We start from the raw sequence: 19,982 nt of genomic DNA on the forward strand, positions 1-19,982 counted from the left end.
CGTTACCCCGCTTTAGGGCGGGGTCGGGCTTTACGTTTCAAGTCCTCGCACTTCCTTCGTCAGGCTGTGGGCTTTCCTCTGCAATCCCTAACGCAGGCTAGTTTGCAACCTACTTTTACTATATAAACATATAGGTATATTTCAATTAAACTCGCAAACAAGTTAAAACCACAAAAATGAAATTTTTTAAATTAATAGTACTACTTTGTTTAAGTATTACAAGTTGCCAAACAAAAAACAAGGAAACAAAAAAAAACGTAGCAATTAATTCTGAACTTCCCGAACGACCAAATATACTTTGGTTAGTAACCGAAGATATGGGAGCATACATCCCGCCATTTGGAGATTCTACCGTAGTAACTCCAAATTTAAGTAAATTAGCTAACGAAGGCGTAATCTATCCAAATTTATATTCCACATCTGGTGTTTGTTCACCAAGTCGAGCAGCTATTGCTACTGGTATGTACCCTTCGGGTATTGGTGCCAATCATATGCGTACCAATTCTTATAATGACGAAATAGGTGTGCCAAAATATGAAGCTGTACCACCTACAGATGTTAAAATGATTAGTGAGTTGCTACGTAAGCAAGGTTACTATTGCTCTAATAATTATAAAGAAGATTATCAATTTAAAGCACCAAAAACAGCGTGGGATGAAAGTAGTCCTTACGCACATTGGAGAAATAGAGCGGCAAATCAGCCATTTTTTTCAGTATTTAATTTTACAGAAACCCATGAGTCGGGATTGTTTGAGCCTTACGGATTTAGAGAAATAGAAACAAGACATTACCACTCGGGAGACCGAAACTATAAATGGAAAAATTTTGGAGCTTCGCATGCCAAAAATAGGATGGCAGAAGAAGATACGCCTGTGCACCTTTCAAAAGATACAGACTTTAATATTCCACCATATTTAGCAGATACTAAAGTAACACGTCGAGACATGTGGAAGGCTTATAACAATATAGCTGAAATGGATCACCAAATTGGAGCTGTTTTAAAACAATTGGAGGCAGACGGATTGCTTGAAAATACCATTATTTTCTTTTATGGCGACCATGGCGGACCACTACCAAGAGAAAAACGATTAATTTACGATTCTGGATTAAACACACCAATGATTATACGTTTTCCAAAAAAAATGCACGCAGGAACAAAAGACAATCAACTCATAAGTTTTGTTGATTTTGCACCTACATTATTATCTTTAATAGATGAGGAGCCAAAACCCTATATGCAGGGGCAAGCATTTTTAGGAAAATATAAAGCTAAAGCACGACAATACATTCATGCGGCAGCAGATAGATTTGATGGATTTACCGATGCTATTCGTGCCGTAAGAGATAGTCAGTATAAGTACATTAGGAATTATAGACCTGAGCAGGGATATTATTTGCCAGTAGCATACCGAGAAAAAATTCCAGCTATGCAGGAGTTGTTAAGGCTTAAAGAAGAAGGGAAATTAAATGATATTCAAATGCAATGGTTTAGAGAGAAAAAACCAGTTGAAGAGTTATTTGATTGTAAGGCAGATCCTTTTGAATTAAACAATTTAGCTAATAACCCTGAATATAAAACAAAACTTAATGAATTAAGTTCAGAAATGGATAGATGGTTGGCAGAGATTAAAGATACACCAAATCTTGACGAAAGAAAACTAGTAGAACGTTTATGGAAAGGAAATGATAGTCAGCCTAAAACATCCGAACCTACGATCGCTGTAAACAATGGAAAGCTAAAAATAAGTTGTGAAACTACCGGAGCTTCAATTGGATATAAAGTAATTAAGGACGGTAAAACACCTCAATCATGGGCAATTTATCAAAACCCTATTGACTTACCTAAAGGTGCAAAACTAATGGTTCAAGCACATCGTATAGGGTTTAAGCCAAGTAAAACAGTAGAATTTAATTAATTTAAATCGCAAAAAATAAAATGAAGAAATTATTTTCATTTTTAATCACAGCTTTTACTTTTATAAGTGTTGTGTATGCACAACAGGTAAGACACATTGAAACTTATAATGATGCTTGGAGTTTCTATAAAGGAAGTTTAGACAATCCCTTTAATGAAGCGCTTGATATTAATTGGGAAAAAGTAACCCTCCCTCATTCTTGGAATACTAAAGATATTTTAGATGATGAAGACGGTTATTATCGTGGAGATGGTTGGTATAAAAAAACGGCTATAATTCCTAAGATTTACCACAATCAGCAAGTGTTTTTGTTATTTGAGGCGGCCAATCAAGTAACGTCGTTATATGTAAATGGTAAGGCAGTAGGTGAAGATCATATTGGAGGCTATACTACATTTGCCAGAGATATTACCTCAGCATTAAAAGAAGGAACTAATGAAATAGCGATTAAAGTAAACAATGCACATAATGACGAAATTATACCGCAAGCAGCCGATTTTTCATTTTATGGTGGTATTTACAGAGATGTACATTTAATCATTACCAAACCTGTTCATTTTGAAGTGGCTAATTTAGGAGCAAATGCTATTTTTATTAGAACTCCAGAAGTTTCAGAATCTTCGGCTAAAATTTCAGTACAATCTAAAGTTGTAAGGCCTAAAAAAGGCACGTACTATGTAAAACAAACTTTATATGACGCCCAAAACAACTTAGTAAAAATAATGAAGTCGAAAGCGTCTTATGGAAACGAGGTGTTTAGTGATTTTTCTATCTCTAATCCAAATTTATGGTCTCCAGAAAGTCCATATTTATATAAATTGGTTTCAGAAATAATAGATAAAAAAGGTAATGTATACGATAGAATTGAAAATCCTGTAGGATTTAGATGGTTTCGTTTCGATGCAAAAAAAGGCTTCTTTATCAATGGAAAACAAACCAAACTTATTGGAACGTGCAGACATCAAGATTTTCTAGGAAAAGCCAATGCAGTTAGTGATGAAATTCATAGAAATGATATGAGGTTACTTAAAGAAATGGGGTCTAATTTTTTACGAATTGCCCATTATCCGCAAGACCCAGCTATTTTAGAAATGTGCAATAAATTAGGGCTAGTTGCTACTCTCGAAATTCCTTTTGTAGATAAAGCTGCAGCCAACGAAACCGGAAAGCAAAATAGCATAAAAATGCTCAAGGAAGCCATTCGTTTTAATTACAACAACCCTGCTATTGTGGCTTGGAATTTAGGGAACGAAACTACAATGAAAGCTCCTGATAAACTAGGCGAAGCGTACACCAAACACTTTGTAGAAACGCACAAAGTTTTAGGAAAAACCATAAAAGATGAAGATGACACCCGGTACTCTTACTGTGTGTTTTTTAGAGAACCAGCATACCAAGATAAACTAGGAATAAGATTAACCGATTTGGTAGGATACAATAAGTATTACGGTTGGTATGTTGAAGAACTAGAAGATATTGATAAAAACCTAAGAAGTTTAGTAGAACGTTCTTTGGCATTAAATCCCGATAAACCTTTTATTTTAAGTGAGTATGGCGGTGGAGCAGACCCTAGAATACGTTCTTACAATCCCACTCGATTCGACTTTAGTGTAGAATATCAATTTGAACTTCATAAGGCTTATATGAAAACCATTTTAGATATGCCAGAAATTGTGGGAGCAAATGTTTGGAACTATGCCGATTTTCAGGTAGAACACCGAAAAGATGCCGTACCGCATATTAATAGTAAAGGTTTAGTTTCTGCCGATAGAAAGAAAAAAGACGCGTATTACTTATATCAAGCATTATTAAAGAAAACGCCATTTTTGGCAATAGCTTCTAAGTCTTGGAAAAAAAGAGCTGGAATAGCAGATGCCGTAGGAGGCGACGTTGCTACACAACCAATAACAGTGGTTGGCAATGGAAAAGATGTGGAATTGTTTGTAAACGGAACTTCGCTAGGTAAAAAAGTATTTGATTTTTCTACAGCCACTTTCAATGTACCTTTAAAGCATGGAAATAACTTAATTGAAGTTGTTTCAGAAAAAGACGGAGAACTATTAAAAGATTTTGCAATTATAGAGTTTACACTTCAGCCTAAAAACTTAAAAAGTGAAACCAATCCGTTTAAGGAAATAGCCATAAATGTTGGTTCATACTGTTATTTTATTGAAACCGATAATATAGATTATTTATGGATGCCCGATAAAGCTTATGAAAAAGGCGGTTATGGTTATGTAGGCGGTGATTTTTTAAGATTTAAAAGTAAACGAAGAAATAATATTGGAACTAACGTAAGTGTTAAAGGAACAGAGAACGACCCTATTTACCAAACGCAGCGTATTGGTATTGAGGCCTATAAATTTGATGTTCCTAAAGGAACCTATGAATTGTCTTTACTTTTAGCAGAATTAAAAACCAAGGAAGATAATATCATGGATATTGTGGTAAATGGAAAGCCTGTTTGGAGCGATATAAACCTTAAAAAACAATATGGAAACGACCGTAGTGTAATGAAACGTTTTTTAATTACGATTGAAAATGATAACGGAATAACCGTTGGGTTTAAATCGAAAAAAGGGCAAACAAGACTGAGCGGTATTAAGCTTAGAAGCGTCAATTAATTTTTTTATTAAGTCTAGAATGTCTTATTAAACAAGTTTTAAAAGCTTATATCTAAAATTTAATTCTAGACTATAAGAATGTATAAGTTTAATATTTATTCAACTTTGGTTTTTTTAAATTACAATTTGAATTCAGAAATTATTTATATTTTATGAAAATAAGGACTATAACTCTTCTCGTAAATAAACACGGGAGCAACTAAAGCTATAATTAATAAAAAAGTAAAATTACAATGAAATATTTAGCATCGTGTTTGTTTGTTTTAATAATGCAATTAACAATTGTTAGTTGTAATTTTTCTAAAACTCTAACCGCTCAAGAAGCAAAAAATGCTCCTGTTATAGGTGAATTACGAAATGGTTTTAAAACTTCAAAAAAGCAATATCGCCCTGAAACTTGGTTTCATCTAAATGGAAACAACATTAGTAAAGAAGGTTTAACATTAGATTTAGAAGCTATAAAAGAAGCAGGGTTACAAGGCGTACACCTATTTAATAAAGCAGGAAGGCCTTATCCAAACGTAAAACCTATAGAGATTTTATCTCCAGAATGGGAAGATATGATTCGGCATGCAGCCAATGAATGTAAACGATTGGGTTTAAAATTTACCATGCAAAATTGTCCAGGCTGGTCTATGACAGGTGGTCCTTGGGTTCCCGAGGAAGAAGCTCAACGCGAAGTGGTTGAAACGGTTTATTACGTTTCTGGTAAACAAATTTTTAATGATATACTTGAGATAGATTCATTGTATCATACACCAGATTACAATTATCAAGACATTCAAGTATTAGCTTTTCCAACTCCAGAAGGGGATGATACGCCTCCTTTCAAACCTACGTTAATAGAAACTAATAACACAGCTGTACCATGGAAGGACATTTTTAATCCAGATGCTAAAATAATTGTAACTCGAAAAACTACGCGTTTAGATCAACCCTTAAATACATACAGAAAACAAGGTATTTCAAAAGTAAATAATCAAGATTCTTGGGTTAGGACAACATTTGATAGTCCTATTACATTACGTACTATACAGCTTCCGCAATTAAGACATATTATTATGGGTACCCAATATCCGCAAGTAGATGTCGCTATTAAAGTTGAAGCCCTTATCGATAATAAACTAAAAGAAATAACAACAGTAAATATCCCCGATGCTAACTGGAACGACAGGCGAAAACATTTAACTTTAGCTATTCCAGAAACCACTTCAAACAAATTTGTGTTTACTTTTAAAGGCACACATACTATAGCACCAGAAGTTATCCGGCTAAGTGCAAAACCCAAACTTCATAACCATGAAGCTAAGGCCGCAAAAGTACTGCGCCGTCTTGAAAAGGATGTGCAGTATGCGTACAATGAAAAAACCTTTATAAATCCCAATAATATAGTGAATCTAACGGATAAAATGAATTCGGAAGGTAAACTAAATTGGGAAGTTCCCGAAGGTCGTTGGACGGTGGTTCGGTTCGGGCATATCAATATGCGATTAACCAATAAACCTGCCGTTCCTGAAGCCACAGGTTGGGAATCAAGTAAACTTGATAAAGTTGCTATAGAAAACCATTTACGAAAAGGGATGATTGGTAATTTAATCAAAGATGGTGGCCCTATTGGAGATGGTAAATTGCAAGGGCTATTAATTGATAGTTGGGAAAGTCACGTGCCTACATGGACCATGCATTCTGAAGATATGTTCAAAGAATTTGAAAACCGTAGAGGCTATAGTATGAAAAAATACTTGCCAGCCACTATGGGCTATATTATTGAAAGCCCAAAAGTAACCGCTAAATTTTTAAGAGATTTACGACACACCATGGATGACCTATTTATAGATAATTTCTTTAAACATTTTGCAACCGTAGCTCACGATATGGGGGCTGAAGTTTATACCGAAGGCGCAGGAGGCGAAGTGTTGCCAATAGATCCTATGCGGTATTATGGCGTTAGCGACAACCCAATGACCGAGTTTTGGTACCCAAGTGCACCATCAGCACAAAATGAATATGCTAAACCTATTTACAATGCAGCATCAGCAACACATTTATATAATAAACCAATACTTGCTGCAGAGGCTTGTACCCAAGTAGGAGTAAAATGGAACGAACATCCATTTTCTGTAAAATATTTAATAGACTATAATTTTGCAAAAGGAGTAAACCATTTGGTGTTTCACACGTTTTCGCATACACCACAAACCAATGTGCAACCAGGGTCTAGTTTTGGTGGGAATATAGGGTTTCCGTTAGTACGCGAGCAAACTTGGTGGAAATACATGTCTAACTGGACCGATTATTTAACCAGAAATCAATATGTATTGCAACAAGGTGAGTATGTGGCCGATGTGCTTAGGTATTATGGCGATCATTATGAGCGTCCACCATTCGATTTAGATTACTTTCCTAAAGGTTACAGGTTTGATTATTTAAACGCAGAAATTTTAAATGATAAAGTAAGTGTGAAAAGGGGAAAAATTCATGTGGAAAATGGCGGCGATTATAGAGTTATTAGTCTAAGAGATTCAGAAAGCATGTTGTTATCTACAGCTAAAAAACTAAAAGAATTGGTGATAAACGGTGCCATTGTTTTAGGTAACAAACCTAAAGATTCTCCTAGTTTAATGGATGATGAGAACGATTTAAAAGAATTGCAATCTATTGCTGATGATTTGTGGGATACTACCAAAAGCGGAGTAAAACTAGTAGGTAAAGGAAAAGTATATTGGGGGAAAACACTGGAAGAAGTTTTAGCAGCAGAAGAAATTTCTAAAGATGTTATCTTGCCTGAGGATGTAAACATTAATTGGATTCATAGAGAAACGGAAGCTGCGCATATCTATTTTGTAGCTTCAAAAGAAGATAGCCCGATTGATATTTCCTTGAGTTTTAGAATTGATGGTTTATCTCCTCAGATTTGGGATGCCTTTACAGGGAATCAGCAAGATGCTAAAATTTGGAAAAACGAAAATGATAGAACAAATGTTGCAGTTTCTTTAGCTGAAAATGGAAGCGTAATTATTGTGTTTTCAAAAAGCGATATTAAACCAATAGCATCAAAAATTACGCGCAACGGAGAAACTATTTTAGAAACAAAAACAGGATGGTATCAAATTCATAAAACAAATGATTACCCCGTATTAACTTGGATTGGAAATGAGTTTCAGGCTTCAATGTCTGGGGATTATATTTTTCATCAAAACGGAAAAGAGGAAATTAAGTCTATTAATGTTATAAAAAAATCACTTCAAAATAACTGGAAACTAACTTTTGATAAAGGTTGGGATACCCCAGAACACATTCAAATTGATGTGTTAAAATCGCTCACAACATTAGAAAATGATGCTATAAAACATTATTCAGGAACTACAAGATACGATAAAACCATTAAGTTAAAAGAAACAGGTAAAACCACTGTTTTAGATTTGGGTGAAGTTGCAAATATTGCAGAAGTTTGGTGTAATGGCAAAAAAGTAGGCGTAAAATGGGCGCCACCTTTTGTGTTTGATATTACAAAAGCAATTCAGAAGGGCGAAAATAAGTTAGAAATAAAGATTACTAATACATGGAGAAATCAACTAATTTTTGATAATAAAAGATCAAAAAATGCTAAGAAAACTTGGACAACAGCTCGCCCAAAAAATACTGAAACGGAGTTGGAAAAATCTGGTTTAATTGGGCCTGTGGTTTTAAAAATCATGAATTGAAAACATTTCCTAAAAACAAGTTAAGAGTTGTAGGTTAAGCATATTAAATTGTAATTTAGGTGTAAAACAAGATACAGCAGGATGTAAAAGTTTAGTAATAATTAGATATTTAGATTCAAAAAACTAACTAAATATTTTGATATTATGCGAACCGTTACACTTAAGCATTTACTTTTTTTAGCCATTACCTTGTTTTCAGGTTTAGCTAAAGCTCAAGTCACTTTTTTAGAAAACACAAAGATTACCGATCAGGCCTTTTATTTTTGGAAACCAGATGATGCAACACCATATCATTATGGTGCCAGTATAAACCCACACGGTAATTGTATGAAAGTATCCAATGGTTATGTTTTTTATACTTGGTACCGCGGTGGTTGGAGCGATCGTACCTTAATGGTCTCACGAAAGAAAATTGGAGAAGGGGCTTGGGTACACGTTGAACTGCCGGCTAAACTAAGTTTGGTTGGTGGTAAAGGCGATACCCATTTAACCACCAATATTGGCATTTGTCCTATAGATGGAACCGTACATTTGATGTTTGATCATCATAATGAAGATTTAAATTATATCAGGTCAAATAAAAATATAGCTTTTGGTCCAGATGAAGATTTTACTGCCGAGAATTTTTTACCTCAACAAAACTATTTAATTCCAGGAAAGAAAGTAACTGGAGTTACGTACCCAGATTTATTCAATAACGACCTCGGCGAAATGTATTTTGAACGTCGATTAGGTGCTGCAGTTGGAGGCGATATAGTGATGACTTACTATAACGGAAATACTTGGTCTAGCGAAGTAACTATTATAAAAGGTAGGGGGCAAGAAGTAACACAAGGAGAGCGACACTTTGCTTATGGAAGCGCATATTTTATTAATGGGAAATTTTATTATGCCTATTCGCCTAGGTGGGCAGAGTCTCCTACAAGGTTAAATGAAGGTGTTTATGTGATGGAGTTGGGGGCTAGGATGGATAATAAAGCAACCACCTTAGATGGTAAAAGTTATGATTTGCCAATTATAGATCACGCACCTTTTTTTATAGCCGATCCGCGAAGTATTCCAGATAATGAAGGCTGGGCAGGAGGACCACAATTAGCAATTTCTCCAAAAAACGATATCTACACCTATATTAAACCTAAAGGTACCGAGCCTTATAACTATTTACAAAAATCTGGAGATGTTCAATTTGAGGAAGATAGAAATAAAGGAGCGCTAGGTATATTCTATGGAAACCGTATGTATAAGTTTAATGTATCTAGTGGTAATTTTGTTGTAACAAGTGCTTTGGCAGGCACCTATACTTGGCGAGAGGATTTTAGAAAACCTATAGGGCTTAACGTTAAAAAAAGCATAACAGTTATGAATGATGGTATTATTGCCATTGTATTTAGTGAGGTGAAAAACAGCGCTACGGTACCAGTGCATTGTTTTGTTTTTAAGTTAGATAAGGAAGAGTATACCGCACAAACTATCAGTTTTGATGCCCTAACAGAAAAAACGGAAGGCGATTCTAATTTTGAATTAAATGCAACGGCAAGTTCAGGACTACCCGTTTCTTATTCATCATCGGATACTCATATTGCTCGTATCATTGATGGTAATAAAGTACAAATTATGGGAGTAGGTGCTTGCGAAATTATTGCTAGCCAAATAGGAGATAGTAATTATGAAAAGGCTCCAGATGTATCACAAACCTTGGTGATTAAGGCGAACACCTCTAAATTAAATCAAACCATCGATTTTACCTTAGCAGCAACCAATCATGTTTGGGGTAGCCCAGATCAAACCTTGAGTGGCATAGCAAGTTCTGGGTTACCCGTACAGTTTGAAAGTTCCAACACCGATGTAGCCGTAATTTTTGATGGAAACAAATTACAAGTAAAGCAAGCTGGTGAGACTACCATAAATGCTTTGCAATATGGAGATGATACCTATAATGCTGCACCTATTCTGGGTTATAAACTTACGGTTCCTCTTCGTCAACAAGACATTGTGTTTGAAGATATTCCAGACGTAACTTCGGGAGATCCAGCGTTTAATCTAGTGGCAACTAGTAATAATTCAGAAGCTAATTTTAGATTCCTTTGTCCTAATAACCAAGTAGCAATAGTGTGGAGTAATCAAGTAAGGCATGTTTTAGGTGCAGGCAGCGCTACTATAACTGTTTCAGATAGTGGGAACAATTATTATTCATCGGCACAAGTTTCAAAAACAATTACGGTTAAACCTAAAACACATAAGCTTCCAACAGAAATAGAAGCAGAGCATTATACAACTAAAAATGGGGTAAATGTAACACGTTGGAGTAATTCAATATTTTATTTAAATGCATGGAACGTCAATGATTTTGCAGAATATACTATTGATGTGCCTGAAGATGGATTATATGATGTAGAAATTATTGCGGCTTCTCCTGGAGCAACAAAAAAGCTTAAAATTATTAAAGGAGACACAAAACTTAAATCTGTAGATTTAAAAACAACACCAAGTTTAACCAGATTTTTAGGAACAAAAACCACTATTTCACTTCAAAAAGGAGTGCAAAAAATTAAAATTGTAGCAGAAGTGGGGGGATTTAATTTTGACCGTATGAAAATTACTAAAGGACAGGATAATGATGATGTAGGGGGGGATGCAGATGGCGTTTATCAAATTGTTAATGTTTCAACAGGAAAGTATCTTGGTACTAATTCAAGAGGTGGTCAGCCTGTAATAATGCGTGATACCGGAGATGGATCGGATAGAAAATGGGAATTTGTTAAAACCAATGTAGGTGGTATAGATTACTATAACATAGATAGTAAAGATAATGGTATATTACGGGCTACAGGTAGCGGGTTTGCCCAAGGAGCCTTTCTAGTAGTAAGCACAGGAAAAGAATCTCCAGCTGGCGATACCGATAAAATATGGACCGTACATTACAATAGAGAAGATGATACTTTTAGGTTTGAAGCTAAAAATAATGGTACATTTTTGTATCATGACGAGGATGGTAAATGCTATAATAGAAATGTCAATGAAACTGATACCAGAAGTAAATGGCGAATAGTAGGAACAGGAGGACCGTTATTAAGTAATAAAAAACAAAACTTTAATAAGCCTTTTTTAAGCATTCATCCTAATCCTACTGTAGATAAATTTACTATACATTTTAATAATATAATAGGTAAAAAGAATATAGAAATTTATAATCTTTTAGGTAAACAGGTGTATAAAAAAATGTCATTTAAAAATGTTTTAGAAATACAAAACCAGTATAGTTTTAAGGCGGGTATGTATCTTATTAAAGTGAGTTCTTATAATAGTACAACAACTTTCTATGCTAAGTTAATGGTAAAATAAGTAATAATAAACTAAGTTTAAAAACACTTTAAAGTATTATATTTGCTTTTTAAGAGCTATGTAGAAGTATTTTTTGTCAACTAAGAAGAGAATAGAGAATACTTGTTAAATAGGTGAGACTTATTCAACTTGTGGATGTAATTTTAGTTTTAGGACCAATTTTAAAAATTGAAACCTTTATTTCTGACGGAGGTTTTTTACAATTATATATTTTAACGAATAATAAGATTGTTTGTCCTAAAATCAGGATATAGCAGGACAGGTAAAGAGAGGTTTTTTTTTTAGATTTATAAAATTGATTTATGTCAACTAAACAATAATAAAGAAGACAACTATGAAAAAAATTACCTCAAAATCCTTAATCTTATTTGCTTTTACACTCTTTTCTTTTGTATTATCGGGGCAAACAGTAGCGCCCGATGAGGATACTGGTACTTATACCACTTGTAATGATGATGGTGCAAATGCAACTAGAACATCAAATGATTTACCATCCGCTGCTAATGTAGGAACTATTGATGACCGAAGTTGCTATGCAAATTACAAAGAAAGTAATGTTTATGGAAAAACTTGGGGGATTTATAATATTACTCATAATTCTAATAATCAAGATGCGGCAAACACTTTGCAGCCAAGGATAGAGCGTTCTTTATCTAGATCTCAAGCTACAGGAGTGGGGAGTTACGCTAGGTTTACAGGAACGGTTAGAATACTAGAGGTTGGTGTAACTAGTAGTGATGGTAGCGATGGAACCTATATCATGCAGGCAAAAGGAAAACACACCGGTGAAGGTGGTTCTAACGACCCCGCTATTTGTTTGTTTCTAGCAAAAGCTGTATATGGCCAGGATACTAATGGTAACCCTGTACAAGTATCTTTTAATATTTTTAGAGAACAAATTAACTATAGAGGTGGATCTGGAGCGGCAGGAAGAGATATTGTTTTCTTAACTAATATTGGAAAAAATGTTGAAACCGATATTGAGCTCGAGGTAGGTTTTAGGGAAGACCCTAGCGATGCAACAAAAAAAATACATTATGCTGATGCCGTTATTGGTAGTGAAACTTTTAATTTTACCATTCCAGAGCCCGAAAGAGGGGTTGAGTCTGGTATTAGATATGGTGCATACCGTGTTAAAGGTGGTAGAGCTCAAATAAGATGGGCTAATACAACATACACCAAGGAAGAAGTAGAGAATTCTGGAGATTTACCAGTAGGCATTTGTAGATTAAAAAATGTAGCAACTGGAAAATATTTAAGGTCTTCAGGGTCTAGTATTGTAGCTAGTGATTCAGGAGAAGGTTCAGATAAAGAGTGGCAATTTGTAAAAGCCGAAGTATCTGGTTTTAATTATTATAATATTGATAGTGAAGTAAAAGGAATCATACGATTTAAAGGGGGGAGCTCTGCTCCCGAGTTAGTTAGTACATCTTTTGGTGCACCTAATCAGGCAGTAGATAAAATATGGACTATTATTGATAATGGAGACGGAACTTATAGTTTTGAAACTAAAAACAATAAAAGATATTTATATCATGCCGAAGATAATACTATGATACACTCCTCTAATACTGATGATAGAAGTAAGTGGATTTTAGAATCTACAACATTAAGTATTAACGATAAAGATTTGGAAACTCCTACAGTAAAAATATATCCAAATCCAGCAAAAGATAGTTTTACTTTGGCATTTGAAAATCAAAATACGGTTAAGGTTGAAATTTATGATATTACAGGGAAAATAGTTTATCAAAATTCAACCAATAAAGGTGTTTTAGAAGTTGAAGTAAGTCATAAATTTACTTCTGGTTTATATTTGGTTAAAACTTTGGCAGAGAATAATAAAGTATATCACACTAAATTGGTTATAAAATAAAGGTAAAAAGGTAGTACATAGTTAACAAAAGCCAGGAAGATTTATTTCTTTTTGGCTTTTTTATTTTATAATATTTAAGAAACGGGTTTCGTGCAGGATAAAACAGGATAGTTTTTAAAAATGATGTCCATAAATTTATTTTTTCTAATAAAATTATTAAATGAAAAGACGCAACTTTATTCAAATTTCAGCTTTAGCGGGTGTTGGTTTATCATTACCCATGTCAGGAATATTAAATGCATGTACTAGTCATCCAGAACATTCTTTAGAATTTAAAAACCTTATAACAGGGTTGTTAAAAGACTGGAGCGATGGTATGTTAAAAGTGCAAATTAATAATCCTTCAAACCTAGAAGAACATGGTGCTTTAGGCTGTCCGTCTTGCTCACATATTCACGGACGCTGTATGGATGCGGTATATCCGTTTTTATATATGGCAGACAAAACAGGAGATGATAAATACGTAGAAGGTGCTAAATTAGTCATGACTTGGGCAGAAAATAACGTCTCTCAAGAAAATGGCGCTTGGACGGTAATTAAAAACCCAAAATCTTGGAAAGGAATAACGATTTTTGGAGCTATTGCATTGGCGGAAGCCCTGCATTACCATGGTCATGTTTTAGACGAAATAACTCGCAAAGCTTGGACAAATCGTTTAGAGAAAGCGGGGCAATACATTTACGATACATTCACAATAGATTTTACCAATATCAATTATCCAGGAACAGCAGTCTATGGATTGAATTTGATAGGAAATGTGTTAGGAAGAGAAGATTTTAAAGCCAAGAGTAAAAAATTAGCTTCAGAAGTGAAAGTATATTTTACAGAAAATGAAGGTTTGCTTTTTGGCGAATGTAAAAAGAGTTCAAGTAAGTTAAGTGAAAAAGGTTTGCATGGTGTAGATTTAGGGTATAATGTAGAAGAAACTCTGAATAGTTTGGTAATGTATTCCATTAAAGAAAAAGATGAAGAATTATTACAAATCTTAACCAAATCTTTAAATAGTCATTTAGAATTTATGCTACCAGACGGTGCTTGGGATAACAGTTGGGGAAACCGCATGTACAAATGGAGCTACTGGGGAAGTAGAACCTGCGATGGTAGTCAACCAGCATTTGGAATGATGGCGAATATCAATCCTGCTTTTGGAACAGCAGCAGTAAAAAACACAGAATTATTGCAAAGATGTACAGCAGATGGCTTAATTCATGGAGGTCCTGGTTTTATAGAAGCAGGCATTCCGCCTTGTGTACATCATACCTTTACACATGCCAAACCACTAGCTGCATTGTTAGATCATTGGGAGCATTTACCAGAAATAAATGCCAATACCAGTTTACCAAGAACCACAGCAGATGGTGTAAAGCACTTTAAAGATTTAGATGTGTATCTTTTTGCACGAGGCGATTGGAGAGGCACAGTAAGTGCTTACGATGCAGAATATCATTATAAATACGATTTTCGTCAAGCTTCAGGAGGCGCTTTAGGCGTTTTATTTCACAATAAAGTAGGTTTATTGTGTGCTGCAAGTATGGCAGAATATCATTTAGTTGAAAAGAATAATCAACAGCCTCAACCAGGTAAAGATATTTGTTTAACGCCACGTATTGAAACTTTTAAAGACGATGTTTGGTATACAAATTTATACGATTTACCAGCTACAGTAAAAAGCAAAGATGAAAATGAAACTATAGAGTTGTTGGCCGACGTAAAACTTAAAAATGTAGATAGAGAGGACGTTACAGAAACTGCGTCTGTATTTAATATAGCTTACATCTGTTCTACCAATAAAACTGAAATTAAAGTAGCCACAAAACAAGATGTTAAAGCTCAAACAGCTTTTGTATTACCCATTATTTCGCCTTCCAGTGAAGTGGTTGCAAATCTTAGTGAAAACGAAATTACCATCCAAAAACCTGAAGGGTTAGTTACTATAAAAGCTAGTGGGCCTATAAAGATTAAGGAGATTGAAGGAAAACGTACTTTTAATATGGTGCCAGGGGTTGAAGCCTTGCCTTTAGAAGTGTTTTTTGAAGAAGAGAGTAAAACGATAGAGTTATCTATAACAGTAAGTTAACAGCTTATCAAGGTAGGGGATTATTTTAAATGATTCCCTACTTTTTTTTAATTAGAATATCAATAAATTACAAGAGGTCCTTACTTAAGTTCCTAAATTTACCGGGAGCCCATCCTGTTTTTATTTTAAACAATCTATTGAAATACACTTCAGACTCAAAACCCAATTCGAAGGCTATTTCTTTTTGAGATTTATTAGAGTTTAATAGTAACTCTTTAGATTTTTCAATTTTTAATAGTAAATGATATTGTAGAGGAGAAACTCCGGTTTGTTTCTTAAAATCTATTCGGAATTTAGAATAACTTACGCCCAAATCCGAAGCTATTTCAATAAGGTTAATAGAACTGTTTATGTTTTTATACATGATGCTTTTTGCACGAGATATCATGGAATTTAAATCGTCCAAGTTACTACCACCGCTTTTAATATTATGCAATTCTGCCATGAGCTGAATACAAACTCCAGAAGCCACATGTTGATAGCCATAAGCAGCTTCATCAAATAATTTGAATAGTGTGTTAAAATGATGTAATACTGCAGGTGTATTGCATTTAGAAACAATAGGTTCATCAGCATTAAAAAAACCATTGGATAAAAATTGTTTGGCAATGGCACCAGAAAACCCAACCCAACGTTCTGTCCAACCTGTACTTTTTTGGGGTTTGTAGCGATGCCAAACACCTGGAAATAATAAAAAGATATCACCATCAGATACTTTTATTTTTCCAGTAGCGTGGCTTTCAAAAACCCCCGTTCCCTTAGTTATAAAAACAATATGGAATTCATTTAAAATACGTCCTTTTTCCCAAGTAAAAATATACTGGTCAGGATGATCCATGGATGGGTATTTGGTATGTTTTTTAATAACATTTCGTCCTAAGTTATTTATGTAAAACCCCCATAGTTTATCTTTTTTAGAGGTAATTAGGTGTTTACGGTATTTGTTTTTCATATCATTTTGTGCTACTAATATATCAAAATGTCAATAGATAAAAGCATTATTAATCACGAAATTTACCAAACTAAATTTTATACTAAAAATCTCACTTTACCCAATACATGATATTACAGGATAATAAATTTAGATCTTAGGAATATCTTTAAAACAAAAAACATGTGTTTTTTTGTTAGAATAAAAACAAATTTTTTATAAAAAATGAAAACTCAACTAAACTACACCACATTACCAAAATGTCTTTTTGCTTTTTTTACAGTGGCACTATGCACTAGTTTTTTAGCCTGTAAATCAGTGACCACACTGGAATTGGCAGATTTAAAATTAGAGTACCGAACAAACCCGTTAGGAATAGATAACACTGCCCCAAGGTTTAGTTGGAATCTTGTTGATAAAAACCAAACCAGAAGCCAAAAACAAACGGCATATCAAATTTTAGTAGCCAGTACCTTAAAGCATTTAGATAATAATATTGGAGATGTCTGGGATTCTGGAAAAATAAGCTCTAATCAATCTGTTAATGTGAAATTTAATGGTAATCCTTTGGAGTCTGCAAAACAATATTTCTGGAAAGTAAAAGTATGGGATGTTTCAAATTATGTTTCTACTTGGAGCAAAGTGGCTCACTTTTCAATGGGTTTATTACATCAAGATGATTGGAAAGCCGAGTGGATTTACAAAAAAGATCAAAATAAAAAAGATCATAATTGGTATAGAAAAAACTTTAAGCTAGAAGAAAATCCGCAATCAGCATTTATTTATGTCGTATCTTTTGGGTATCACGAAGTATACGTCAATGGACAAAAAGTAAGTAACGCGGTTATGAATCCTGTGTATTCATTCGTAAAAAAGCGGTTGCCTTATTTAACCTATGATATTAAAAAACATCTTAAAAAAGGCGATAACGTTATTGGTATTTGGCATGCGGCTGGATGGTCGCGTTGGGGAAGAATTAAAGCCTATTACGATGCGCCCTTTGTGTTTAAAGCCCAAGCCGATATTAAACTTGGGAATAAAAATGTAGTATTTAATACAGATGCCTCTTGGAAATGTAAAAAGAGTTACAGTGCTTATGTTGGACGCTGGGATATTAAAGATTTTGGAGGCGAAATTATAGATGAACGTTTACGTGAAGACGATTGGAATACGGTTAGCTATAACGATTCTAATTGGCAAAACGCAGTAGTTTTTGATAATAATAAAGCTAAAGAAGTTGGTATTGCCAATATTAATTTAGGTCCTAAAGGAGCCATTGTGGTACCCAGTACAGATGAAAACCCACCAACAAGTAAAATTACGGCAACTTTAAGTGCTCAAATGGTTGAACCACAAGTAAAGTATAAAGAAGTAAAACCCATTGGTGTTCAAAAAGATGAGGCAGGAAACTATGTGATTGATATGGGAGAAAACTACACGGGTTTTTTTGAAATGAATCTTTTTAATGGTAAAGCAGGCGATACCGTGACGTTTAAAATAGCAGATAGAAAAGTTGTAAAATCGTCTTGGGATCAACGGAGTAAATATGTTTTTGATAAAACAGGAACAGGACATTTTACCAATCGTTTTAACTTGGCAGGAGGACGTTGGGTAACTATTGAAGGGATTAATTACAAACCAGATTTAAAAGATATTAAAGGTTATGTGATTACTAATAACCGAAAGCAAATTAGTAAATTCAAAAGTTCAAGCGAACTACTAAATCAAATCTACCAAGTTAATTTAAATACGTACATCGCTAATACTATTGATGGTATTTTGGTAGATTGTCCGCACCGTGAACGCCGTGGTTGGGGAGAAGTTACTGTAGCTGCCATGTATGGCGATGCTTTACCAAATTTTGAAAGTGGCGCTTATATGGCGCAATACGCCCAATTTATGCAAGACGCCCAAGCAGATGATGGTAAAATGCGAGCGGTGATTAACGGCGACGATTTTGAGTTTTTAATGTGGATGGCAAACAGCCCAATTACCATTTGGGAAACTTACCGAATGCTAGGTGATAAAAAACTGCTAGAAAACCATTATCCAACCCTACAAAAATGGATGCAATGGCTCTATGAACACTCTGATTACGATACAGGAGGAGGACTTAAAATTGGCACACGAGGTTCCTTAGAATTTCCAGGTTTAGGCGATTGGTGTACGCCAAGAGGAAATTTTTGGACCTCAAGTAATTCGCCAGAATCGGCACACTTTAACAATTGTGTGTATGCCTTTATGCTTGAAAATGCATTACACATAGCAGAAGCTTTAAATAAACAAGAAGATGCAGAAATTTATAAAAAACGATTAGAGGTGCAACGTAAAGCAACCCATACAAATATCTATAATTCAGAAACCGGTAAGTATGGTCTCGGGCATCAGGTAAATCAAGCGTTTGCTTTACTTTCTGGCGTTACTCCAAATTCTGAAAAAGAAAAAGTGTATGATAATTTGATAGACCAAGTGCTGTATAAGTTTCCGTATTACGATACAGGGAGTTCTGGACAAGCATTATACACGCGCTATTTTACAGAATACGGCGAACGTATGGATTTGATTTATGAATTGTTGAAAGACAAACGCCACCCAAGTTATGGATATTTTATAGAGCAAGGTAAAACGGTGTGGCCAGAGCGGTGGTCTGCCATTGGAAATAGCCAAATACATACTTGCTATACAGGTATTGGTGGCTATTTTATAAAAGGATTTGCAGGTATTCGTCCAGATGATGATAAACAAGGCATGCAACACTTTATAGTTAAACCAGCACCGGTTGGCGATTTAACTTTTGCAAATACAGAGTATAAATCTATGTATGGCAAAATTATTTCTAATTGGAAAAAAGCATCAGAAAGTGCTACATTTCATATAGAAGTTCCAGTGAACACATCAGCAAAAGTATATATTCCGGCAACTAAAAAAGAAGTCGTTTTTGAAGGTGAAAGTGCAGCAGAATCCTCTGAAGGCATTGCATATATTGGAACTGAAAAAAGTGATGCTGTGGGTAATTATATAATCTATAAAGTGGGCTCTGGGGTTTATGATTTTAAAGTGTCAGCATTACCTAAAGTAAATTATCCAGAGCCAATAGTGGAATCCGATAATTTAGCAACTATAGGAAGAATGAATGCGTCTTCCATGACTATTCAATCTGAAAAATTACCAGTTTTTGAAGCTTTTCGTGCTAACGATGAAAATCAAGAAACACATTGGAAAGCAAGTTCTGCATCAAATGAATGGATAGAAATAGAGTGGTTTAAACCGCAAACCTTTAACAAAGTGATTGTTGATGAGGTTGGAAATCATATTACTAATTATACCATTCAATATTTAGAAAATGGTAACTGGAAAACTATTGCAACTGGCTCCGCTTGTGGAGCTAATAAGAGTCATGATTTTACAGCCATTACGACATCAAAATGTAGGGTATTGATATCAGAAGCAAAGAAAAAACCAATGATTTCTGAGTTTCAGATTTATAATAAATAAATTATTCATATTTAAAA

General features: G+C 34.5%; 8 protein-coding genes. 7 read left to right on the plus strand and 1 reads right to left on the minus strand.

Annotation, left to right across the window (positions count from 1 at the left end; all coding sequences use genetic code 11):
• The first annotated feature begins 176 nt into the window (after positions 1–176).
• From FQU21_RS02560 to FQU21_RS02585, 6 genes are all read left to right on the plus strand, one after another.
• Positions 177–1,916: a sulfatase family protein gene (locus FQU21_RS02560; protein WP_147676459.1), complete on the plus strand. Its 1,740-nt coding sequence runs from the start codon at positions 177–179 to the stop codon at positions 1,914–1,916.
• Between the two features lie 20 nt (positions 1,917–1,936).
• Positions 1,937–4,540 (plus strand): glycoside hydrolase family 2 TIM barrel-domain containing protein, encoded by a 2,604-nt coding sequence (locus FQU21_RS02565; RefSeq protein WP_147676460.1) that lies wholly within the window; start codon positions 1,937–1,939, stop codon positions 4,538–4,540.
• 233 nt (positions 4,541–4,773) lie between these two features.
• Positions 4,774–8,244, plus strand: coding sequence for a glycosyl hydrolase (locus FQU21_RS02570; protein WP_246124726.1), 3,471 nt, complete (start codon positions 4,774–4,776; stop codon positions 8,242–8,244).
• A 144-nt stretch (positions 8,245–8,388) separates the two neighbouring features.
• Positions 8,389–11,586: a BNR-4 repeat-containing protein gene (locus FQU21_RS02575; RefSeq protein ID WP_147676461.1), complete on the plus strand. Its 3,198-nt coding sequence runs from the start codon at positions 8,389–8,391 to the stop codon at positions 11,584–11,586.
• Positions 11,587–11,920: 334 nt separating this feature from the next.
• Positions 11,921–13,462 carry a T9SS type A sorting domain-containing protein gene (locus tag FQU21_RS02580; RefSeq protein WP_147676462.1) on the plus strand — a complete coding sequence of 514 codons (1,542 nt, stop codon included), beginning with the start codon at positions 11,921–11,923 and terminating at the stop codon, positions 13,460–13,462.
• A 160-nt stretch (positions 13,463–13,622) separates the two neighbouring features.
• Positions 13,623–15,539: an ulvan lysase-like protein gene (locus FQU21_RS02585; RefSeq protein WP_147676463.1), complete on the plus strand. Its 1,917-nt coding sequence runs from the start codon at positions 13,623–13,625 to the stop codon at positions 15,537–15,539.
• 67 nt (positions 15,540–15,606) lie between these two features.
• Here the strand turns inward: FQU21_RS02585 and FQU21_RS02590 are convergent, their stop codons facing one another.
• A complete protein-coding gene (locus FQU21_RS02590) occupies positions 15,607–16,491 on the minus strand; it encodes an AraC family transcriptional regulator (RefSeq protein WP_147676464.1) in 885 nt (294 codons plus the stop codon).
• Between the two features lie 204 nt (positions 16,492–16,695).
• On the opposite strand from FQU21_RS02590, the gene FQU21_RS02595 reads away from it, so the two are divergent.
• Positions 16,696–19,965 (plus strand): family 78 glycoside hydrolase catalytic domain, encoded by a 3,270-nt coding sequence (locus FQU21_RS02595; RefSeq protein ID WP_147676465.1) that lies wholly within the window; start codon positions 16,696–16,698, stop codon positions 19,963–19,965.
• Positions 19,966–19,982: the final 17 nt, after the last annotated feature.

Source organism: Algibacter pacificus, from assembly GCF_008033385.1.
Lineage (GTDB): Bacteria > Bacteroidota > Bacteroidia > Flavobacteriales > Flavobacteriaceae > Algibacter > Algibacter pacificus.